General features: G+C 67.3%; 30 protein-coding genes. 1 reads left to right on the top strand and 29 read right to left on the bottom strand.

The window, feature by feature from the left end:
• Positions 1 to 32: 32 nt before the first annotated feature.
• The 29 genes from rpmJ to rpsL all read right to left on the bottom strand — a co-directional run bounded on the left by rpmJ (position 33) and on the right by rpsL (position 16,791).
• Entirely contained in the window at positions 33 to 146 is a 114-nt protein-coding gene (rpmJ, locus tag MOJ79_RS03545) for a 50S ribosomal protein L36 (protein WP_026096976.1), read from the bottom strand.
• Positions 147 to 178: 32 nt separating this feature from the next.
• Positions 179 to 397: a translation initiation factor IF-1 gene (gene infA / locus MOJ79_RS03540; protein ID WP_009855680.1), complete on the bottom strand. Its 219-nt coding sequence runs from the start codon at positions 395 to 397 to the stop codon at positions 179 to 181.
• 21 nt (positions 398 to 418) lie between these two features.
• A complete protein-coding gene (secY, locus tag MOJ79_RS03535) occupies positions 419 to 1,729 on the bottom strand; it encodes a preprotein translocase subunit SecY (protein ID WP_119354417.1) in 1,311 nt (436 codons plus the stop codon).
• Between the two features lie 29 nt (positions 1,730 to 1,758).
• The gene (gene rplO, locus MOJ79_RS03530) at positions 1,759 to 2,244 is read right to left on the bottom strand and encodes a 50S ribosomal protein L15 (RefSeq protein WP_241922885.1); all 486 of its coding nucleotides are present in this window, start codon (positions 2,242 to 2,244) and stop codon (positions 1,759 to 1,761) included.
• A complete protein-coding gene (gene rpmD, locus MOJ79_RS03525) occupies positions 2,244 to 2,426 on the bottom strand; it encodes a 50S ribosomal protein L30 (protein ID WP_119288998.1) in 183 nt (60 codons plus the stop codon). The genes rplO and rpmD overlap by 1 nt, the downstream gene beginning before the upstream one ends.
• Positions 2,427 to 2,446: 20 nt before the next feature.
• The gene (gene rpsE / locus MOJ79_RS03520) at positions 2,447 to 2,965 is read right to left on the bottom strand and encodes a 30S ribosomal protein S5 (protein WP_119288996.1); all 519 of its coding nucleotides are present in this window, start codon (positions 2,963 to 2,965) and stop codon (positions 2,447 to 2,449) included.
• Between the two features lie 22 nt (positions 2,966 to 2,987).
• On the bottom strand, positions 2,988 to 3,353 hold the full coding sequence (gene rplR / locus MOJ79_RS03515) for a 50S ribosomal protein L18 (RefSeq protein ID WP_241922884.1): 366 nt from the start codon (positions 3,351 to 3,353) through the stop codon (positions 2,988 to 2,990).
• A gap of 11 nt (positions 3,354 to 3,364) precedes the next feature.
• On the bottom strand, positions 3,365 to 3,898 hold the full coding sequence (rplF, locus tag MOJ79_RS03510) for a 50S ribosomal protein L6 (protein ID WP_119288992.1): 534 nt from the start codon (positions 3,896 to 3,898) through the stop codon (positions 3,365 to 3,367).
• Between the two features lie 22 nt (positions 3,899 to 3,920).
• Positions 3,921 to 4,316, bottom strand: a complete 396-nt coding sequence (gene rpsH, locus MOJ79_RS03505; protein WP_119354421.1) for a 30S ribosomal protein S8 — start codon at positions 4,314 to 4,316, stop codon at positions 3,921 to 3,923.
• Positions 4,317 to 4,340: 24 nt separating this feature from the next.
• Positions 4,341 to 4,646 (bottom strand): 30S ribosomal protein S14, encoded by a 306-nt coding sequence (gene rpsN, locus MOJ79_RS03500; protein WP_119288988.1) that lies wholly within the window; start codon positions 4,644 to 4,646, stop codon positions 4,341 to 4,343.
• Between the two features lie 8 nt (positions 4,647 to 4,654).
• Positions 4,655 to 5,233, bottom strand: coding sequence for a 50S ribosomal protein L5 (gene rplE, locus MOJ79_RS03495; protein ID WP_119288986.1), 579 nt, complete (start codon positions 5,231 to 5,233; stop codon positions 4,655 to 4,657).
• A gap of 14 nt (positions 5,234 to 5,247) precedes the next feature.
• On the bottom strand, positions 5,248 to 5,565 hold the full coding sequence (rplX, locus tag MOJ79_RS03490; protein ID WP_119288984.1) for a 50S ribosomal protein L24: 318 nt from the start codon (positions 5,563 to 5,565) through the stop codon (positions 5,248 to 5,250).
• Between the two features lie 22 nt (positions 5,566 to 5,587).
• Positions 5,588 to 5,956: a 50S ribosomal protein L14 gene (gene rplN / locus MOJ79_RS03485; RefSeq protein WP_119288981.1), complete on the bottom strand. Its 369-nt coding sequence runs from the start codon at positions 5,954 to 5,956 to the stop codon at positions 5,588 to 5,590.
• Between the two features lie 227 nt (positions 5,957 to 6,183).
• The gene (locus MOJ79_RS03480) at positions 6,184 to 6,702 is read right to left on the bottom strand and encodes a peroxiredoxin (RefSeq protein ID WP_119288979.1); all 519 of its coding nucleotides are present in this window, start codon (positions 6,700 to 6,702) and stop codon (positions 6,184 to 6,186) included.
• A gap of 133 nt (positions 6,703 to 6,835) precedes the next feature.
• A complete protein-coding gene (gene rpsQ / locus MOJ79_RS03475; protein WP_241922883.1) occupies positions 6,836 to 7,126 on the bottom strand; it encodes a 30S ribosomal protein S17 in 291 nt (96 codons plus the stop codon).
• Positions 7,123 to 7,335 (bottom strand): 50S ribosomal protein L29, encoded by a 213-nt coding sequence (gene rpmC / locus MOJ79_RS03470; RefSeq protein WP_119289216.1) that lies wholly within the window; start codon positions 7,333 to 7,335, stop codon positions 7,123 to 7,125. Before rpmC ends, rpsQ begins: the two co-directional genes overlap by 4 nt.
• Positions 7,336 to 7,348: 13 nt before the next feature.
• Positions 7,349 to 7,765 (bottom strand): 50S ribosomal protein L16, encoded by a 417-nt coding sequence (rplP, locus tag MOJ79_RS03465; RefSeq protein WP_119288975.1) that lies wholly within the window; start codon positions 7,763 to 7,765, stop codon positions 7,349 to 7,351.
• Positions 7,766 to 7,767: 2 nt separating this feature from the next.
• Positions 7,768 to 8,649 (bottom strand): 30S ribosomal protein S3, encoded by an 882-nt coding sequence (gene rpsC / locus MOJ79_RS03460; RefSeq protein ID WP_241922882.1) that lies wholly within the window; start codon positions 8,647 to 8,649, stop codon positions 7,768 to 7,770.
• Positions 8,650 to 8,665: 16 nt separating this feature from the next.
• Positions 8,666 to 8,995 carry a 50S ribosomal protein L22 gene (gene rplV, locus MOJ79_RS03455; protein ID WP_241922881.1) on the bottom strand — a complete coding sequence of 110 codons (330 nt, stop codon included), beginning with the start codon at positions 8,993 to 8,995 and terminating at the stop codon, positions 8,666 to 8,668.
• Between the two features lie 12 nt (positions 8,996 to 9,007).
• On the bottom strand, positions 9,008 to 9,283 hold the full coding sequence (gene rpsS / locus MOJ79_RS03450; protein WP_119288969.1) for a 30S ribosomal protein S19: 276 nt from the start codon (positions 9,281 to 9,283) through the stop codon (positions 9,008 to 9,010).
• 11 nt (positions 9,284 to 9,294) lie between these two features.
• Positions 9,295 to 10,119, bottom strand: coding sequence for a 50S ribosomal protein L2 (gene rplB / locus MOJ79_RS03445; RefSeq protein WP_119355440.1), 825 nt, complete (start codon positions 10,117 to 10,119; stop codon positions 9,295 to 9,297).
• Positions 10,119 to 10,436 carry a 50S ribosomal protein L23 gene (gene rplW / locus MOJ79_RS03440; protein ID WP_241922880.1) on the bottom strand — a complete coding sequence of 106 codons (318 nt, stop codon included), beginning with the start codon at positions 10,434 to 10,436 and terminating at the stop codon, positions 10,119 to 10,121. The genes rplB and rplW overlap by 1 nt, the downstream gene beginning before the upstream one ends.
• The gene (gene rplD / locus MOJ79_RS03435; RefSeq protein ID WP_119288962.1) at positions 10,433 to 11,053 is read right to left on the bottom strand and encodes a 50S ribosomal protein L4; all 621 of its coding nucleotides are present in this window, start codon (positions 11,051 to 11,053) and stop codon (positions 10,433 to 10,435) included. The genes rplW and rplD overlap by 4 nt, the downstream gene beginning before the upstream one ends.
• Positions 11,053 to 11,724, bottom strand: coding sequence for a 50S ribosomal protein L3 (gene rplC, locus MOJ79_RS03430; protein ID WP_241922879.1), 672 nt, complete (start codon positions 11,722 to 11,724; stop codon positions 11,053 to 11,055). Before rplC ends, rplD begins: the two co-directional genes overlap by 1 nt.
• Positions 11,725 to 11,892: 168 nt before the next feature.
• Positions 11,893 to 12,204: a 30S ribosomal protein S10 gene (rpsJ, locus tag MOJ79_RS03425; RefSeq protein WP_119288958.1), complete on the bottom strand. Its 312-nt coding sequence runs from the start codon at positions 12,202 to 12,204 to the stop codon at positions 11,893 to 11,895.
• A gap of 100 nt (positions 12,205 to 12,304) precedes the next feature.
• Positions 12,305 to 13,495 carry an elongation factor Tu gene (gene tuf / locus MOJ79_RS03420; RefSeq protein WP_241922872.1) on the bottom strand — a complete coding sequence of 397 codons (1,191 nt, stop codon included), beginning with the start codon at positions 13,493 to 13,495 and terminating at the stop codon, positions 12,305 to 12,307.
• Positions 13,496 to 13,615: 120 nt separating this feature from the next.
• The gene (fusA, locus tag MOJ79_RS03415; protein WP_119293520.1) at positions 13,616 to 15,718 is read right to left on the bottom strand and encodes an elongation factor G; all 2,103 of its coding nucleotides are present in this window, start codon (positions 15,716 to 15,718) and stop codon (positions 13,616 to 13,618) included.
• Between the two features lie 84 nt (positions 15,719 to 15,802).
• A complete protein-coding gene (gene rpsG, locus MOJ79_RS03410) occupies positions 15,803 to 16,273 on the bottom strand; it encodes a 30S ribosomal protein S7 (RefSeq protein WP_119293518.1) in 471 nt (156 codons plus the stop codon).
• A gap of 140 nt (positions 16,274 to 16,413) precedes the next feature.
• On the bottom strand, positions 16,414 to 16,791 hold the full coding sequence (gene rpsL, locus MOJ79_RS03405; protein WP_119293516.1) for a 30S ribosomal protein S12: 378 nt from the start codon (positions 16,789 to 16,791) through the stop codon (positions 16,414 to 16,416).
• Between the two features lie 370 nt (positions 16,792 to 17,161).
• Between rpsL and MOJ79_RS03400 the strand changes: the two genes are divergently transcribed.
• Entirely contained in the window at positions 17,162 to 17,623 is a 462-nt protein-coding gene (locus MOJ79_RS03400) for a PIN domain-containing protein (protein WP_241922878.1), read from the top strand.
• Positions 17,624 to 17,628: the final 5 nt, after the last annotated feature.

Below are 17,628 nucleotides of genomic sequence, written 5' to 3'. Positions count from 1 at the left end.
GAAGATCCGCAGGGACCTTCGCGTGTCCGGCCTCAGCCCTGCCGCTGCTTGTGGCGCGGGTCGGTGCAAATCACGCGCACGACGCCGTGGCGGCGGATGATCTTGCAGTTGCGGCACATCTTCTTCACCGATGCGGCGACTTTCATGGTCTTCTCCTTGACCTCGATGCTCAGTCAGTTCACTTCGCGCGGAACACGATGCGCGCGCGGCTCAGGTCGTACGGCGTGAGCTCGACCGTGACCTTGTCGCCGGGCAGGATGCGGATGTAGTGCATGCGCATCTTTCCCGAGATGTGGCCGAGCACGACGTGCCCGTTCTCCAGCTTGACGCGGAACGTGGCGTTGGGCAGGTTCTCGAGGATCTCGCCCTGCATCTGGATGACGTCGTCCTTGGCCATGGAATGCGAATGCCCGTTTCCTCAGCTCGTCTTGAAGTTCGCCTTCTTCAGCAGCGACTCGTACTGCTGGCTCATCACATAGCTCTGCACCTGCGCCCAGAAGTCCATCGTCACGACGACGATGATCAGCAGCGACGTGCCGCCGAAGTAGAACGGCACGTTGTAGCGCAGGATCAGGAACTCGGGCAGCAGGCACACGAGCGTGATGTAGGCGGCACCGACCAGCGTCAGGCGCGACAGGATCTTGTCGATGTACTTCGCGGTCTGGTCGCCGGGACGGATGCCGGGGATGAACGCGCCGCTCTTCTTCAGGTTGTCGGCCGTCTCGCGGCTGTTGAACACGAGCGCGGTGTAGAAGAAGCAGAAGAACACGATCATCGCCGCGTACAGCAGCACGTAGATCGGCTGCCCCGGCGACAGCGCCGCCGACAGGTCCTTCAGCCAGCGCAGCCCTTCGCCGGTGGCGAACCAGCCGACCACCGTCGCCGGCAGCAGGATGATCGACGACGCGAAGATCGGCGGGATCACGCCGGCCATGTTGAGCTTGAGCGGCAGGTGCGACGACTGGCCGCCGTAGACCTTGTTGCCGACCTGGCGCTTGGCGTAGTTGACGAGGATCTTGCGCTGCCCGCGCTCGACGAAGACGACGACGAACGTGACGGCGATGACGATCGCGATGATGAACAGCGACGCGATGATGCTCATCGAACCGGTGCGCACCAGCTCGAACAGCCCGCCGATCGCGCTCGGCAGACCGGCGACGATGCCGGCGAAGATGATCAGCGAGATGCCGTTGCCCAGCCCGCGCTCGGTAATCTGTTCGCCGAGCCACATCAGGAACATCGTGCCCGCCACCAGGCTGACGACCGCCGTCATGCGAAACCCGAAGCCCGGATTGATCACCAGGCCCGGCGAGCCCTCCAGCGCCAGCGCGATGCCCAGCGACTGGAACAGCGCCAGCGCGACGGTGCCGTAGCGCGTGTACTGCGTGATCTTGCGCCGCCCGGCCTCGCCTTCCTTGCGCAGCTGCTCGAGCGCGGGCACGACGTGCGTCATCAGCTGGATGATGATCGACGCCGAGATGTACGGCATGATGCCCAGCGCGAACACGGTGAAGCGCGACAGCGCGCCGCCCGAGAACATGTTGAACAGGCTCAGGATGCCGCCTTGCTGGCCCTGGAAGAGCTGGCGCAGCTGGTCCGGGTCGATCCCCGGCACCGGAATGTGTGCACCGATGCGGTAGACGACCAGCGCCAGCAGCAGGAACACCAGCCGCCGGCGCAGGTCGCCGAACTTGCCGCTCTTCGCGAGGGTTTGCGCCGAAGTCGCCACGGGTCAGAATGTCCTTCGCGCAGCGCGCCTCAGGCGCGGTCGGCCTTCTTGGGCAGCTTGCGCGGCCGCTCGACCTTCGCCAGCACCGGCGCCGAGCCGCCCGCGGCCTCGATCGCCGCACGCGCGCCCGCCGTCGCGCCGATGCCCTTGAGCACGACCTTGCGCGTGAGCTCGCCCGACTTGATGACCTTGACCGTCGTCGCGATCTCGCCGACCAGCCCGGCCTTCTTCAGCGTCAGCAGATCGACCTCGTCGGCGCCGAGGCGCTCGAGGTCGCCCAGCGTCACCTCGGCGTTGTACTTGGCCTGCGCCGACTTGAAGCCGCGCTTGGGCAGGCGGCGCTGCAGCGGCATCTGGCCGCCCTCGAAGCCCACCTTGTGGAAGCCGCCGGCACGGCTCTTCTGGCCTTTGTGACCGCGGCCCGCCGTCTTGCCCAGCCCCGAGCCGATGCCACGACCGACGCGCCGCCTGGCGTGCTTGCTGCCCGCCGCCGGCTTGAGGGTGTTCAGTTGCATCACAGCACCTTCACCAGGTACGAAACCTTGTTGATCATCCCGCGCACGGCGGGCGTGTCCTCGAGCTCGCGCTCGCTGTGGAGCTTGCGCAGGCCCAGGCCGCGCACGGTCGCGCGGTGATCGGCCTTGGTGCCGATCGGGCTGCGCACGAGCTTGACCTTGAGCGTCTTCTTGTCCGACATGTGGGTTCTCCGCGTGCCGCTCAGCCGAGCAGCTCTTCGACCGTCTTGCCTCGCTTGGCAGCGACCTCGGCCGGCGTCGTCGAGCGCTTGAGCGCGTCGAGCGTGGCGCGCACCATGTTGTACGGGTTGCGCGAGCCGTGGCTCTTCGAGACGATGTCGGTGACGCCCATCACCTCGAAAATCGCGCGCATCGGGCCGCCCGCGATGATGCCGTCGCCCGGCTTGGCCGGCGCCAGCAGCACCTTCGACGCGCCGTGCTCGCCGGTCACGTTGTGCTGGATCGTGCCGTTCTTCAGGCTGACCTTGAACATGTTGCGGCGCGCGGCCTCCATCGCCTTCTGCACCGCCACCGGCACTTCCTTCGCCTTGCCCTTGCCCATGCCGATGCGGCCATCGCCGTCGCCGACGACGGTCAGCGCCGCGAAACTCAGCGTGCGGCCACCCTTGACGACCTTGGTGACGCGGTTGACCGCGATCATCTTCTCTTTCAGGCCGTCGTCGTTGCCTTCGGCCTGGGCGCGGGGAGTGAACTTAGCCATGTCTTGCTTTCCTTGTGCGCGCTCAGAACTTCAGGCCGGCCTCGCGCGCGGCCTCGGCGAGCGCCTTCACACGGCCGTGGTACGCAAAGCCCGAGCGGTCGAACGCGACCTTCTCGATCCCTGCGGCCCGGGCCTTCTCGGCGATGCGCTTGCCCACCAGCGTCGCCGCGGCGGTGTTGCCACCCTTGCCGCGCGCGCCAAGCTGCTCGCGCACTTCCTTCTCGACAGTCGAGGCGCTGGCCAGCACGCGCGAGCCATCGCCGGAGATGACGCTGGCGTAGATGTGCAGGTTCGAGCGGAAGACCGTCAGGCGCGCAGCGCGCTGCAGGGCGATGCGCACGCGGGTCTGACGCGCGCGGCGCAGGCGCTGTTCCTTCTTGTTCAGCATCTGGTCGCTCCTTACTTCTTCTTCGTCTCTTTCAGCACCACGCGCTCGTCGGCGTAGCGGATGCCCTTGCCCTTGTACGGCTCGGGCGGACGAATGGCACGCACCTCGGCGGCGATCTGGCCGACGGCCTGGCGGTCGGCACCCTTGATGACGATCTCGGTCGGCGTCGGCGTCTCGACCTTCACGCCAGCGGGCATGTCCACCACCACCGGGTGCGAGAAGCCCACCTGCAGGTTCAGCTTCTGGCCCTGCGCCTGCGCGCGGAAGCCCACCCCGACCAGCGTCAGCTTGCGCTCGAAGCCCTTGGTCACGCCGCCAACCATGTTGGCCAGCAGCGCGCGCATCGTGCCGCTCATCGCGTTGGCCTCGGCGCTGTCGTTGGCGGGCTCGACCTGCAGCGCAGCGCCTTCCTTGCGCACCGTGACGAGGGTATGCAGCGGACGCGTCAGCGTGCCCTGCGCACCCTTGACGCTGATCTGGTCGGCGGTGATCTGCACGTCCACGCCCTGCGGGACGGCCACCGGCATCTTTCCTACGCGAGACATCGCTCGTGACTCCTTGGCTCGATCAGGCGACGTAGCACAGCACTTCGCCGCCGACACCGGCAGCGCGCGCCTTGCGGTCGGTCATCACGCCGCGCGGCGTCGTGACGATCGCCACGCCCAGCCCGTTCATGACCTGCGGGATGTCGTGGCGGCCCTTGTAGACGCGCAGGCCAGGACGGCTGACGCGCTCGATGCGCTCGATCACCGGACGCCCGGCGTAGTACTTCAGCGCGATCTCGAGCTGCGGCTTGGCCGCGTCACCCTTGACGGTGAAGCCGTCGATGTAACCCTCGTCCTTCAGGACTTGGGCGATCGCGACCTTCAGCTTCGACGACGGCATCGTCACGCTGGCCTTCTCGACGCTTTGCGCATTGCGGATGCGCGTCAGCATGTCGGCGATGGGATCACTCATGCTCATCGGGGATCTCCTGCTCGGGCCGACTTACCAGCTGGCCTTGACGACACCGGGGATGTCGCCCTTGAAGGCCAGTTCGCGGATCTTGCTGCGCGACAGCCCGAACTTCTTGAACGTGCCGCGCGGACGGCCGGTCAGCGCGCAGCGGTTGCGCAGCCGCGTCGGGTTGGCGTTGCGCGGCAGCTTCTGCAGCTCCAGACGCGCGGCGTAACGCTCTTCGTCGGAGCGCTTCGCGTCGTCGACGATGGCCTTGAGCTCGGCGTACTTCTTGGCGTACTTGGCGACCAGCTTCTCGCGCTTGTGTTCGCGCTGGATGAGGGAAACTTTAGCCACGGGCCACCTCAGTTCTTGAACGGAAACTTGAACGCCGCGAGCAGCGCCTTGCACTCGTCGTCGGTCTTGGCCGTCGTCGTGATGCTGATGTTCAACCCGCGGATCGCGTCGATCTTGTCGTACTCGATCTCGGGGAAGATGATCTGTTCCTTGACGCCGATGTTGTAGTTGCCGCGGCCGTCGAAGGCGCGAGCCGACACACCGCGGAAGTCGCGCACGCGCGGCAGCGCGATCGTGACCAGGCGGTCGAGGAATTCGTACATGCGCGCACCGCGCAGCGTGACCATGCAGCCGATGGGCACGTTCTCGCGGATCTTGAAGCCGGCGATGGCCTTGCGCGACTTCGTCACCACCGGCTTCTGACCGGCGATCTTCGTGAGGTCGCCGACGGCGTGCTCCATCACCTTCTTGTCGGCCACCGCCTCGCTGACACCCATGTTCAGCGTGATCTTGGTCAGGCGCGGCACCTGCATCACCGACTTGTAGCCGAACTTCTTCATCAGTTCGGGCACGATCTTGTCGCGGTACTGCGCCTGCAGGCGGGCCTGCACGGCGGGAGCGGCCGCAGCGTTCTGCTTCGAAGCCATGTCGTCCTCTCGCCTTATGCCTTGATCTCTTCGCCGCTGGACTTGTAGACGCGCACCTTCTTGCCGTCGGCCAGCAGCTTGATGCCCACGCGGTCGGCCTTGCCGGCCACGGGGTTCCAGATCGCGACATTCGACTGGTGGATCGGCATCGTCTTGTCGACGATGCCACCCGTCGTGCCCTTCAGCGGGTTGGGCTTGACGTGCTTCTTCACGATGTTGACGCCCTCGACGACGATGTACTCGTCGTCGACGCGCCGCGTCACCGTGCCGCGCTTGCCCTTGTCGCGACCGGCCAGCACGACGACCTGGTCACCCTTGCGGATCTTGTTCATGATCGGTCCTCGCTCGCTCGCGTCACAGCACTTCGGGGGCCAGCGACACGATCTTCATGAAGCGCTCGGAGCGCAGCTCGCGCGTGACCGGCCCGAAGATGCGCGTGCCGATCGGCTCGAGCTTGGCATTGAGCAGCACGGCCGCGTTGCCGTCGAACTTGACGAGCGACCCATCCTGACGGCGCACACCCTTGGCGGTGCGCACGACGACCGCGTTGTAGACCTCGCCCTTCTTGACGCGGCCACGCGGCGCAGCTTCCTTGATGCTGACCTTGATGATGTCGCCGATGCCGGCGTAACGACGCTTGGAGCCGCCGAGCACCTTGATGCACATGACGGACTTTGCGCCCGTGTTGTCGGCGACATCGAGTCGCGATTGCATTTGGATCATGTTGTTCCCCAACTTGAACGCCACCGCCAACCCCGAGGGGCGGCCGGCGCGGTCAGTCTTGGGCCCGTGGACCGGAGCCGCTCGCGCGGCGCCCGGCGTGTGGGGCGGTGGCTCGCCATCCCGACCCGCCTGTCGAAGGCGGCCCCGAATGGCGAAGCTGCGTATTATGGTCGAAGGTGAGAGCCGCCGTCAAGCGGCCCTCGTCGGGCGGCGCGCGCCCGCGGGTTTCAACCCTTCTTGAGCTGGCGCACCTGCGCGAGCATCGTGTCGGCGTCGCTGACCTCGAACTTGCCCGGCGCCTCGACGTTCAGCGTCTTGACGACGCCATCGACGACGAGCATCGAGTAGCGCTGCGAGCGCAGCCCCAGCCCGCGCGCCGTCAGGTCCAGCGTCAGGCCGGTCGCCTTCGCGAAGTCGGCGTTGCCGTCGGCCATCATGCGCACCTTGCCGCCCGCCTTCTGGTCGCGGCCCCAAGCGCCCATCACGAAGGCGTCGTTGACCGACACGCACCAGATCTCGTCGACACCGGCCGCTTTCAGTTCGTCGGCGCGGGCGACGTAGCCGGGCAGGTGCTGCGCCGAGCAGGTCGGCGTGTAGGCGCCCGGCAGGCCGAAGATCACGATCGTCTTGCCCGCGGTGGCCTGGCCGATGTCGAAGGGGTTGGGGCCGACCGAGCAGCCGTTGCCTTCGACTTCGATGTACTCGTACAGCGTGCCGGCGGGCAGCTTGTCTCCGACTTTCAGCATCGTGGCACTCCTCGCAAGTGGGGTTGGCAGGGGGTTGAGGGGTCCCCAGTTTCGCGGCAAGTGCATGCCTGACGTGCGCGCGGGGCCCGAAGGCCCCGCTGCACGAAGGACATGACGGCCGCGCTCGCGCGGGTCAGACCTCGCGCGCCTTCTCGACCAGGCGGGTGACGACCCACGACTTGGTCTTGGAGATCGGCCGGCTCTCGGTGATCTCGACAGTGTCGCCCAGCTTGGCCTGGCCGTTCTCGTCGTGCGCGTGGTACTTGTTCGAACGCACGACGATCTTGCCGTACAGCTCGTGCATCACGCGACGCTCGACGAGCACGGTCACGGTCTTGGCGCGCTTGTCGCTGACGACCTTGCCGACGAAGGTGCGCACCACCTTCGGCTTGGCCGGCGCGGCGGACGTGGCGGGGATGTTCATTTCGCGGCCTCCTTGTTCGCAGCCCTCTTCTTCTCGGCCAGGATCGTCTTGGCGCGCGCGATGTCGCGGCGCGTGCGCCCGAGCATCGCGGTGTTGCTCAGCTGTTGCGTCGCCTTCTGCATGCGCAGGTTGAAGTGCGCCTTCAGCAGGTCGGTCACTTCCTTCTCGAGCGCGGCGACGTCCTTGGCGCGCAGTTCAGATGCTTTCATCGACATCCCCCTCTCACGCGCCGACCTGGCGCGCGACGAACGTGCAGCGCAGCGGCAGCTTGGCGGCCGCCAGCGTGAACGCCTCGCGCGCGAGCGCCTCGGGCACGCCGTTGATCTCGTAGAGCACCTTGCCCGGCTGGATCTCGGCCACCCAGTACTCCGGGTTGCCCTTGCCGTTGCCCATGCGGACTTCGGCCGGCTTCTGCGAGATCGGCTTGTCCGGGAAGATGCGGATGAAGATGCGGCCACCGCGCTTGATGTGACGCGAGATGGCGCGCCGCGCCGCCTCGATCTGGCGGGCGGTGATGCGGCCGCGCTCGGTGGCCTTGAGACCGAACTCGCCGAACGACACGTTGGTGCCGCGCGTCGCGATCCCCGTGTTGCGGCCCTTCTGCTCCTTGCGGAACTTGCGGCGGGCGGGTTGCAGCATGGTTACTCTCCTTTGGCGCTGCCAGGCGCGGCCGGGGCCGCCACCTTGCGCACGCGCTTGACGGTGGGCTTCGGCGCCTCGCCGGCGCCGGCCGACTTGTCGCTGCCGTCGCTCGGGGCACCCGCGGCACGCGGCGCGCCGCGCTCGCCGGCCGGACGGGCACGGCCCGCGGGCGCAGCACCCGGTCGCGCCGGGCGGCGTGCGCGACGGTCCTCCTCGGCCGCCTCGGGCTTGGCGGCGCCGGGCGCCTCGCCGCGACCGAGGTTGTCGCCGCGGTAGACCCACACCTTGACGCCGATGACGCCGTACGAGGTCTTGGCTTCGGAAAAGCCGTAGTCGATGTCGGCCTTGAGCGTGTGCAGCGGCACGCGGCCTTCGCGGTACCACTCGCAGCGCGCGATCTCGATGCCGTTCAGGCGGCCCGACGACATGATCTTGATGCCCTGCGCGCCCAGGCGCATCGCGTTCTGCATCGCGCGCTTCATCGCGCGGCGGAACATGATGCGCTTCTCGAGCTGCTGCGTGATGCTGTCGGCGATCAGCTGCGCATCGATCTCGGGCTTGCGGATCTCTTCGATGTTGACCGCGACCGGCACGCCCAGGCGCTTGGTCAGCTCGGCCTTCAGGTTCTCGATGTCCTCGCCCTTCTTGCCGATCACGACGCCCGGCCGCGCCGAGAAGATCGTGATGCGCGCGTTCTTGGCGGGGCGCTCGATCAGCACGCGCGAGACGGCCGCGTTCTTCAGCTTGGTCTTGAGGTAATCACGCACCGCCAGGTCTTCGGCCAGCATGCCGGCGAAGTTGCGGCTGTTCGCGTACCAGCGCGACGTCCACGCCCGCGTGACGGGCAGGCGGAAGCCGGTCGGATGGATTTTCTGTCCCATGATCTTCCTTCGGCCCTCAGTTGCCCACCGTGACGAAGATGTGGCAAGTCGGCTTGCTGATGCGGTTGCCGCGGCCCTTGGCGCGCGCGGCGAAGCGCTTGAGCGTCGTGCCCTGCTCGACGTGGATCGAGATCACCTTCAGCTCGTCGATGTCGGCACCGTCGTTGTGCTCGGCGTTGGCGATCGCCGACTCGAGCGCCTTCTTGATGATCACGGCGGCCTTCTTCGGCGTGAAGTTCAGGATGTGGATCGCCTGGTCGACCCTCTTGCCGCGGATCATGTCGGCCACCAGCCGGCCCTTGTCGGCCGACAGGCGCACGCCGCGAACGATTGCTCGGGTTTCCATCGTCGTCGCCCCTTACTTCTTCGCCTTCTTGTCGGCCGGGTGGCCCTTGAAGGTCCGCGTGAGCGCGAACTCGCCGAGCTTGTGTCCGACCATCTGGTCGGACACGTACACCGGCACGTGCTGGCGCCCGTTGTGCACGGCGATCGTCAGGCCGATGAACTCGGGCAGGATCGTGCTGCGCCGCGACCAGGTCTTGATTGGCTTCTTGTCCTTGGTGGCGGCGGCCTTCTCGACCTTGGCCATCAGGTGGTGGTCCACGAACGGACCCTTCTTCAGTGAACGTGCCATGTTCTACGGCCTCACTTCTTGCGGCGCGAGACGATGAACGTCTGCGTGCGCTTGTTGCTGCGCGTGCGGTAGCCCTTGGTCGGCGTGTTCCACGGCGACACGGGTGCCTGCGCCTCGCCGGTGCGGCCTTCGCCGCCACCGTGCGGGTGGTCGATCGGGTTCATCGCGACACCGCGCACCGTCGGACGGATGCCGCGCCAGCGCGTGGCGCCGGCCTTGCCGAGCTGACGCAGGTTGTGCTCTTCGTTGCTGACCTCGCCGATCGTCGCGCGGCAGTCGATGTGCACGCGACGCACCTCGCCCGAGCGCAGACGCAGCTGGGCGTAGGCGCCTTCACGCGCCATCAGCGTCACCGACGTGCCGGCCGAGCGCGCGATCTGCGCACCCTTGCCAGGCAGCAGCTCGACGCAGTGGATCGTCGAGCCGACCGGGATGTTGCGGATCGGCAGCGCGTTGCCGGCCTTGATCGGTGCTTCGGCGCCGCTGATCACCGTCGCGCCCGCCTCGAGGCCGCGCGGCGCGATGATGTAGCGGCGCTCGCCGTCGGCGTAGCACAGCAGCGCGATGTGCGCGGTGCGGTTCGGGTCGTACTCGATGCGCTCGACCTTGGCCGGGATCCCGTCCTTGTTGCGGCGGAAGTCGATCACGCGGTAGTGGTGCTTGTGCCCACCACCCTTGTGGCGCATCGTGATGTGGCCGTTGTTGTTGCGGCCGGCCTTCTGCTTCTGCGGCTCGAGCAGCGACGCCTCCGGGGCACCCTTGTGCAGGTGCTTGTGCACCACCTTCACGACGGCACGGCGGCCGGGCGACGTGGGCTTGACCTTGATGACAGCCATTACGCGGCCTCCCCGGAGAAGTTGAGCTCCTGGCCTTCCTTCAGGCAGACATAGGCCTTCTTGACGTGGTCGCGCCGGCCGATGCTGCGGCCGAAGCGCTTGGTCTTGCCCTTCTGGTTGACCGTCTGCACCGACTCGACCTCGACCTTGAACATCGCCTCGACGGCCGCCTTGATCTCGGGCTTGGTGGCGTTGCGCAGGACCTTGAACAGCACCTGGTTGTTCTTCTCGCCGACGCGCGTGGCCTTCTCGGACACGATCGGGGCGACGAGCACCTGCGCCAGGCGCGAGGCGTCGAACTTCATCGTCGCGCTCATGCGAACATCTCCTTGAGCTGGTCGATCGCGCCCTTGGTCACCAGCACCTTCTTGTAGAACACCAGCGACAGCGGGTCGACATAGCGCGGCTCGACGACGAGCGCGTTGGCGAGGTTGCGCGACGCGAGGAACAGGTTCTCGTCGACCTGGTCGGCGATCACCATCACCGAGTCGAGGCCCATCGCCTTGAACTTCTGCGCCAGCAGCTTGGTCTTCGGGGCCTCGACCGAGATCGAGTCGACCACCGCCAGGCGACCGTCGCGCGCGAGCTGCGACAGGATGGCCGCCATGCCGGCGCGGTACATCTTCTTGTTGACCTTGTGCGCGAAGTTCTCGTTCGGGGTGTTCGGGAAGATGCGTCCACCGCCGCGCCACAGCGGCGACGAGGTCATGCCCGCGCGCGCCCGGCCGGTACCCTTCTGGCGGAACGGCTTCTTCGTCGAGTGCTTGACCTGGCCGCGATCCTTCTGCGCGCGCGTGCCCTGCCGCGCGTTGGCCTGGTATGCGACGACGATCTGGTGCACCAGCGCCTCGTTGTAGTCACGCGCGAACACCGTGTCCGGCGCGTCGACCTTGGCCGTGGCCTGGCCCTGTTCGTTCAGGAGCTCGAGCTGCATCACTGGGCCCCTTTCTGCATCTTGGCCTTGACGGCCGGGCGCACGACGACGTGGCCGTTCTTCGCCCCCGGCACCGCGCCGCGCACGAGCAGCAGCGAGCGCGCCTCGTCGACGCGCACGATGTCGAGGTTTTGCGTCGTCACCGTCTCGGCGCCCATGTGCCCCGACATGCGCTTGCCCGGGAACACACGGCCCGGGTCCTGCGCCATCGAGATCGAGCCCGGGACGTTGTGCGACCGGCTGTTGCCGTGCGACGCACGCTGCGACCCGAAGTTGTGACGCTTGATCGTGCCGGCAAAACCCTTGCCGATGGAAGTCCCCTGGACGTCGACCTTCTGGCCGGCAGAGAACAGGCTCACCGGCAGCGTCGCACCCGGCCGGTACTGCGACACGACGTCGGCCGTGACGCGGAACTCCTTGAGGACCCGCGCCGGCTCGACACCGGCCTTGGCGAGGTGACCCGCCTCGGGCTTGGTCAGGCGCGACGCCTTGCGCGTGCCGAACGCGACCTGGATGGCGTTGTAGCCGTCGGTGGCTTCGGTCTTGATCTGGGCGACGCGGTTGCCGGACACGTCGAGCACCGTCACCGGGACGGCGTCGCCGTCGTCCGTGAAGATGCGCATCATGCCCACCTTGCGACCCAGCAATCCGAGTCGATGGCTCAGACTCATGGCTCTTCTCCAGCCCCACTGGCTGGCGCCTTGGGGCCTTGTTTCACGACACCCGACATCGATTGGCCGGGCTGACTGGAATTCCGCGGGCCCCTTCGGACCCCGCGGAAAAGCCCGCGAGTATAGCAGGCTCGATTCGAGTTGGGCACCGTCGGGTGCCCACGGGACTCACTGCAGCTTGATCTCGACGTCGACGCCCGCGGGCAGGTCGAGCTTCATCAACGCGTCGACGGTCTTGTCGGTCGGGTCGACGATGTCCATCAGGCGCTGGTGCGTGCGGATCTCGAACTGGTCGCGGCTGGTCTTGTTGACGTGCGGCGAGCGCAGGATGTCGAAGCGCTGCTGACGCGTCGGCAGCGGCACGGGGCCGCGCACGATGGCCCCGGTGCGCTTGGCGGTGTCGACGATCTCGAGCGCGGACTGGTCGATCAGCTTGTAGTCGAATGCCTTGAGGCGGATACGGATCTTCTGCTTCTGCATGACGGTTCCTTGTAAAGAGCGATGACGCCCGGCTTCACGACCGTGAGCGCCGGGCCTGGACGGCGGCAGTCCGGCCGGACCGCCACCCGCCGTCATGCGGTCACTCGATGATCTTCGAGACGACGCCGGCGCCCACGGTGCGCCCGCCCTCGCGGATCGCGAAGCGCAGGCCCTCTTCCATCGCGATCGGCGCGATCAGCTTGACGGTGATCTGCACGTTGTCGCCCGGCATCACCATCTCCTTGTCCTTGGGCAGCTCCACCGCACCCGTCACGTCCGTCGTGCGGAAGTAAAACTGCGGACGGTAGTTGTTGAAGAACGGCGTGTGCCGCCCGCCCTCTTCCTTGCTCAGCACGTACACCTCCGCCGTGAAGTGCGTGTGCGGCTTGATGCTGCCCGGCTTGCACAGCACCTGCCCGCGCTCGACTTCCTCGCGCTTGGTGCCGCGCAGCAGGATGCCCACGTTGTCGCCCGCCTGACCCTGGTCGAGCAGCTTGCGGAACATCTCCACACCCGTGCAGGTGGTCTTCTGCGTCGGACGGATCCCCACGATCTCGATTTCGTCGCCGACCTTGATGATGCCGCGCTCCACACGGCCCGTGACCACCGTGCCGCGGCCCGAGATCGAGAACACGTCTTCCACCGGCATCAGGAAGGCCCCGTCGATCGCACGCTCGGGCGTCGGGATGTAGGTGTCCAGCGCCTCGGCCAGCTTCATGATCGCCTGCTCACCCAGCTCGCCCTTGTCGCCCTCGAGCGCCAGCTTGGCCGAGCCCTTGACGATCGGCGTATCGTCGCCGGGGAAGTCGTACTTCGAGAGCAGCTCGCGCACCTCCATCTCGACGAGCTCGAGCAGCTCGGCGTCGTCGACCATGTCGCACTTGTTCAGGAACACGATGATGTACGGCACCCCCACCTGCCGCGCCAGCAGGATGTGCTCGCGCGTCTGCGGCATCGGGCCGTCGGCGGCGCTCACCACCAGGATCGCGCCGTCCATCTGCGCCGCACCCGTGATCATGTTCTTCACGTAGTCCGCGTGCCCCGGGCAGTCCACGTGCGCGTAGTGGCGGTTCGCGGTCTCGTACTCCACGTGCGCCGTGTTGATCGTGATGCCGCGCGCCTTCTCCTCCGGCGCCGCGTCGATCTCGTCGTACTTCTTCGCCTCGCCGCCGTACTTGCTCGCCAGAATCGTCGTGATCGCCGCCGTCAGCGTCGTCTTGCCGTGGTCCACGTGCCCAATCGTGCCCACGTTCACGTGCGGCTTCGTGCGCTCAAACTTGCCTTTTGCCATTGCCGAATCTCCGTTCGAAAAGAGCCCGCTCGGTGCGTTGTTTAAGGTCTCCGCGCGTCGCGCCCGCCACCGGCAGCAGGCGCTTCGTGAAACTCAGTCACGGCCGAAGACCATCGCGTGTCACTTGCTGCGTGCGGTGATGATCGCGTCGGCGACGTTCTTCGGCGCCTCGGCGTAGTGCTTGAATTCCATCGTGTACGTCGCGCGGCCCTGCGACATGCTGCGCAGCGTCGTCGAGTAGCCGAACATCTCCGACAGCGGGACTTCGGCCTTGATGATCTTGCCGCCGCCGGGCATGTCGTCCATGCCCTGGACCATGCCGCGCCGCGACGACAGGTCGCCCATCACGTTGCCGGCGTACTCCTCCGGCGTCTCGACCTCGACGGCCATCATCGGCTCGAGGATCACGGGGTTCGCCCTGCGGCACGCCTCCTTGAAGCCGATCGAAGCCGCCATCTTGAAGGCGTTCTCCGACGAGTCGACCTCGTGGTAGGAGCCGAACGTCAGCCGCACGCGCACGTCGACGACCGGGTAGCCGGCGAGCACGCCGTTGGGCAGCGTTTCCTCGACCCCCTTCTGCACGGCAGGGATGTACTCGCGCGGGACGACGCCACCCTTGATCTCGTCGACGAACTCGAAGCCCTTGCCCGGCTCGAGCGGCTCGACCGTGAAGACGACATGGCCGTACTGGCCCTTGCCGCCGGACTGGCGCACGAACTTGCCTTCGACGTCGGTGACCGTCTTGCGGATCGTTTCGCGGTACGCGACCTGCGGCTTGCCGACGTTGGCCTCGACGCCGAACTCGCGCTTCATGCGGTCGACGATGATCTCGAGGTGCAGCTCGCCCATGCCGGCGATGATCGTCTGGCCGGACTCCTCGTCGGTCGAGACGCGGAACGACGGATCCTCCTGCGCGAGACGGCTGAGCGCGACGCCCATCTTCTCCTGGTCGGCCTTCGACTTCGGCTCGACGGCCTGGCGGATCACCGGCTCGGGGAACTCCATCTTCTCGAGCGTGATGATCGCGTCGGGGTCGCACAGCGTCTCGCCGGTGGTGACGTCCTTCAGGCCGACGCACGCGGCGATGTCGCCGGCGAGGATCTCCTTGATCTCCTCGCGCTGGTTCGCATGCATCTGCAGGATGCGGCCGATGCGCTCCTTCTTGCCGCGGATCGGGTTGTAGACCGAGTCGCCGCTGCGCAGCACGCCCGAGTAGACGCGCACGAAGGTCAGCTGGCCAACGTACGGGTCGGACATCAGCTTGAAGGCGAGCGCGGCGAACTTCTCGTTGTCGTCGGCGCGGCGCGTGACGGGCCTGTCGTGGTCGTCGGTGCCGGCGACCGGCGGAATGTCCACCGGCGACGGCAGGAACTCGATCACCGCGTCGAGCATGCGCTGCACGCCCTTGTTCTTGAATGCGGTGCCGCACAGCATCGGCTGGATCTCGCCAGCGATGGTGCGCGCACGCAGCCCCTGCTTGATCTCGGCCTCGGTCAGCTCGCCGGTCTCGAGGTATTTGTTCATCAGCTCTTCGCTGCTCTCGGCGGCGGCCTCGATCATCTGCTCGCGCCACTTCTGGCACTCCGCCTCGAGGTCGGCCGGGATCGGGCCGTACTCGAACTTCATGCCCTGGCTGGCCTCGTCCCAGATGATCGCCTTCATCTTGAACAGGTCGACGACGCCCTTGAAGTTCTCCTCGGCGCCGATCGGCACGACGATCGGCACCGGGTTGGCGCGCAGGCGCGTCTTCATCTGCTCGTAGACCTTGAAGAAGTTCGCCCCGGTGCGGTCCATCTTGTTGACGAACGCCAGGCGCGGCACCTTGTACTTGTTGGCCTGGCGCCAGACCGTCTCCGACTGCGGCTGCACGCCGCCGACGGCGCAGTACACCATACAAGCCCCGTCGAGCACGCGCATGCTGCGCTCGACCTCGATCGTGAAGTCGACGTGGCCCGGGGTGTCGATGATGTTGATGCGGTGCTCGGGGAACGACATGTCCATGCCGCGCCAGAAGCAGGTGGTGGCGGCCGACGTGATCGTGATGCCGCGCTCCTGCTCCTGCTCCATCCAGTCCATCGTCGCAGCGCCGTCGTGCACCTCGCCGATCTTGTGGTTCACCCCGGTGTAGTACAGGATGCGCTCGGTCGTGGTGGTCTTGCCGGCATCGATGTGCGCGCTGATGCCGATGTTGCGGTAGCGCTCGATGGGGGTCTTGCGGGCCATGGTCAACTCCAAAGACAGGGCCGCTCGCGGGTCGGTGTTAACCCTGAGAGCGGCCGAAAAGCGGAAACGGCGGGATCGCCTGCGTCAGAAGCGGAAGTGCGAGAACGCCTTGTTGGCCTCCGCCATGCGGTGCACCTCGTCGCGCTTCTTCATCGCACCGCCGCGCCCTTCGCTGGCCTCCAGCAGCTCGTTGGCCAGGCGTGCCGCCATCGACTTCTCGCTGCGCTTGCGCGCCGACTCCTTGAGCCAGCGCATCGCCAGCGCCACGCGGCGCACCGGACGCACCTCGACGGGCACCTGGTAGTTCGCGCCACCGACACGCCGCGACTTGACCTCGACCATCGGCTTGACGTTGTTCAGCGCCGTCATGAACACCTCGAGCGGGTCCTTGCCGGCCTTCTTCTCGACCTGCTCGAGCGCCCCATAGATGATGCGCTCGGCCACGGCCTTCTTGCCGGACTCCATGATGACGTTCATGAACTTGGACAGGTCGACCGAGCCGAACTTCGGATCGGGCAGGATCTCCCGCTTGGGGACTTCGCGACGACGCGGCATGACTGACTTCCTCTTCTGGCTTCAGTTGGCGCAGGCCCCTGACCCGCACCCCGAGGGGCCATAGCAACCCCTCACTTACTGGCCCCCGCCGCCGGGCGAGAGCCCCCGAACTCACGACCGGCACCCGCCGGCCGACGGCCTCAGGCCTTCTTGGGACGCTTGGCGCCGTACTTCGACCGCGCCTGCTTGCGATCCTTGACGCCCTGCAGGTCGAGCGCACCGCGCACGATGTGGTAGCGCACACCCGGCAGGTCCTTCACGCGCCCCCCGCGCACCAGCACGACGCTGTGCTCCTGCAGATTGTGGCCCTCACCGCCGATGTACGAGATGACCTCGAAACCATTGGTCAGGCGCACCTTGGCCACCTTGCGCAGCGCCGAGTTCGGCTTCTTCGGCGTCGTCGTGTAGACACGCGTGCACACGCCGCGCCGCTGCGGGCAGTTCTGCATCGCCGGCGACTTCGACTTGACGACCTCGACCTGGCGGCCCTGGCGCACGAGCTGGTTGATGGTGGGCATGTTGGTAACTCGTTTCCGATTGAATTCACCCGCGAGCTGCGGACCACGAAGGCGACAAGGCGATGCGAACACCGCACCGGCGCGCACCGCGTTCGCAGCGACCGCGCACCCGCACCCCGACGCCGCCACAGCAGCCCGCCGAGTATTGCGGCGCCAACCGCAGACGCTGCGCCTGAACCGCAGCCACACGCTGCCGCGGCTTTCGCCGGCACCGCCGCCGCACACCTGCGTCTGCGCACCCCGACACGTCCGGCGCGCAACCCGCCGAAAAGCCTGAGATTATATGCACGGCTGCCGGACCACGCAAGCCGCGCGCCCGCGGCGGCAGCGCGGCCGCCCCCCGCCGCGCGCCCCTTGACGCCCGTCGACGATGCCACCGCCGCCCCCGACCGCCACCCCTGCGACGCCCGTCGTGGTCCTCGACACCAACGCCGTGCTCGACTGGCTGTGGTTCGCCGATCGCGCGATCCAGCCGCTGGCCGCCGCCGTGACCCGCGGTGCCTGCCGGTGGCTGCAGACCGACGCGATGCGCGACGAGCTGCGCCACGTCTTGGCGCACCGCCTGCCGCCGCGCGCCGGCGCGGATCCGGCCACCGTCGAGGCGGCGTGTGTCCGCTGGGCGCACCGCGTCGAGACGCCGCCGCCCAGTCCGCTGCGCTGTCGGGACGACGACGACCAGGTCTTCGTCGACCTCGCGCTCGCCGCCAGGGCGCGCTGGCTGGTCACGCGCGACCGCGCACTGCTCGCCCTTCGCTGCCGCGCGCTCGCGCACGGCACCGAGATCGTCACGCCCGCCGCATGGGCGGCCGCCACGGCGGCACGGCCGGCCTGAAACGG

It is taken from the genome of Calidifontimicrobium sp. SYSU G02091 (assembly GCF_022631395.1).
In the GTDB taxonomy this organism is placed as follows: Bacteria; Pseudomonadota; Gammaproteobacteria; order Burkholderiales; family Burkholderiaceae_C; genus Calidifontimicrobium; species Calidifontimicrobium sediminis.
This window is presented reverse-complemented; position numbering and strand designations above follow the sequence as displayed.

What these genes read in the sequence shown, in the direction of transcription:
- rpmJ (WP_026096976.1), bottom strand. Translation starts at nt 146, where the DNA reads ATGAAAGTCGCCGCATCGGTGAAGAAGATGTGCCGCAACTGCAAGATC.
- infA (WP_009855680.1), bottom strand. Translation starts at nt 397, where the DNA reads ATGGCCAAGGACGACGTCATCCAGATGCAGGGCGAGATCCTCGAGAAC.
- rplO (WP_241922885.1), bottom strand. Translation starts at nt 2,244, where the DNA reads ATGCAACTGAACACCCTCAAGCCGGCGGCGGGCAGCAAGCACGCCAGG.
- rpmD (WP_119288998.1), bottom strand. Translation starts at nt 2,426, where the DNA reads ATGTCGGACAAGAAGACGCTCAAGGTCAAGCTCGTGCGCAGCCCGATC.
- rpsE (WP_119288996.1), bottom strand. Translation starts at nt 2,965, where the DNA reads ATGGCTAAGTTCACTCCCCGCGCCCAGGCCGAAGGCAACGACGACGGC.
- rplR (WP_241922884.1), bottom strand. Translation starts at nt 3,353, where the DNA reads ATGCTGAACAAGAAGGAACAGCGCCTGCGCCGCGCGCGTCAGACCCGC.
- rplF (WP_119288992.1), bottom strand. Translation starts at nt 3,898, where the DNA reads ATGTCTCGCGTAGGAAAGATGCCGGTGGCCGTCCCGCAGGGCGTGGAC.
- rpsH (WP_119354421.1), bottom strand. Translation starts at nt 4,316, where the DNA reads ATGAGCATGAGTGATCCCATCGCCGACATGCTGACGCGCATCCGCAAT.
- rplE (WP_119288986.1), bottom strand. Translation starts at nt 5,233, where the DNA reads ATGGCTTCGAAGCAGAACGCTGCGGCCGCTCCCGCCGTGCAGGCCCGC.
- rplX (WP_119288984.1), bottom strand. Translation starts at nt 5,565, where the DNA reads ATGAACAAGATCCGCAAGGGTGACCAGGTCGTCGTGCTGGCCGGTCGC.
- rplN (WP_119288981.1), bottom strand. Translation starts at nt 5,956, where the DNA reads ATGATCCAAATGCAATCGCGACTCGATGTCGCCGACAACACGGGCGCA.
- MOJ79_RS03480 (WP_119288979.1), bottom strand. Translation starts at nt 6,702, where the DNA reads ATGCTGAAAGTCGGAGACAAGCTGCCCGCCGGCACGCTGTACGAGTAC.
- rpsQ (WP_241922883.1), bottom strand. Translation starts at nt 7,126, where the DNA reads ATGAACATCCCCGCCACGTCCGCCGCGCCGGCCAAGCCGAAGGTGGTG.
- rpmC (WP_119289216.1), bottom strand. Translation starts at nt 7,335, where the DNA reads ATGAAAGCATCTGAACTGCGCGCCAAGGACGTCGCCGCGCTCGAGAAG.
- rplP (WP_119288975.1), bottom strand. Translation starts at nt 7,765, where the DNA reads ATGCTGCAACCCGCCCGCCGCAAGTTCCGCAAGGAGCAGAAGGGCCGC.
- rpsC (WP_241922882.1), bottom strand. Translation starts at nt 8,649, where the DNA reads ATGGGACAGAAAATCCATCCGACCGGCTTCCGCCTGCCCGTCACGCGG.
- rplV (WP_241922881.1), bottom strand. Translation starts at nt 8,995, where the DNA reads ATGGAAACCCGAGCAATCGTTCGCGGCGTGCGCCTGTCGGCCGACAAG.
- rpsS (WP_119288969.1), bottom strand. Translation starts at nt 9,283, where the DNA reads ATGGCACGTTCACTGAAGAAGGGTCCGTTCGTGGACCACCACCTGATG.
- rplB (WP_119355440.1), bottom strand. Translation starts at nt 10,119, where the DNA reads ATGGCTGTCATCAAGGTCAAGCCCACGTCGCCCGGCCGCCGTGCCGTC.
- rplW (WP_241922880.1), bottom strand. Translation starts at nt 10,436, where the DNA reads ATGAGCGCGACGATGAAGTTCGACGCCTCGCGCCTGGCGCAGGTGCTC.
- rplD (WP_119288962.1), bottom strand. Translation starts at nt 11,053, where the DNA reads ATGCAGCTCGAGCTCCTGAACGAACAGGGCCAGGCCACGGCCAAGGTC.
- rplC (WP_241922879.1), bottom strand. Translation starts at nt 11,724, where the DNA reads ATGAGTCTGAGCCATCGACTCGGATTGCTGGGTCGCAAGGTGGGCATG.
- rpsJ (WP_119288958.1), bottom strand. Translation starts at nt 12,204, where the DNA reads ATGCAGAAGCAGAAGATCCGTATCCGCCTCAAGGCATTCGACTACAAG.
- tuf (WP_241922872.1), bottom strand. Translation starts at nt 13,495, where the DNA reads ATGGCAAAAGGCAAGTTTGAGCGCACGAAGCCGCACGTGAACGTGGGC.
- fusA (WP_119293520.1), bottom strand. Translation starts at nt 15,718, where the DNA reads ATGGCCCGCAAGACCCCCATCGAGCGCTACCGCAACATCGGCATCAGC.
- rpsG (WP_119293518.1), bottom strand. Translation starts at nt 16,273, where the DNA reads ATGCCGCGTCGTCGCGAAGTCCCCAAGCGGGAGATCCTGCCCGATCCG.
- rpsL (WP_119293516.1), bottom strand. Translation starts at nt 16,791, where the DNA reads ATGCCCACCATCAACCAGCTCGTGCGCCAGGGCCGCCAGGTCGAGGTC.
- MOJ79_RS03400 (WP_241922878.1), top strand. Translation starts at nt 17,162, where the DNA reads ATGCCACCGCCGCCCCCGACCGCCACCCCTGCGACGCCCGTCGTGGTC.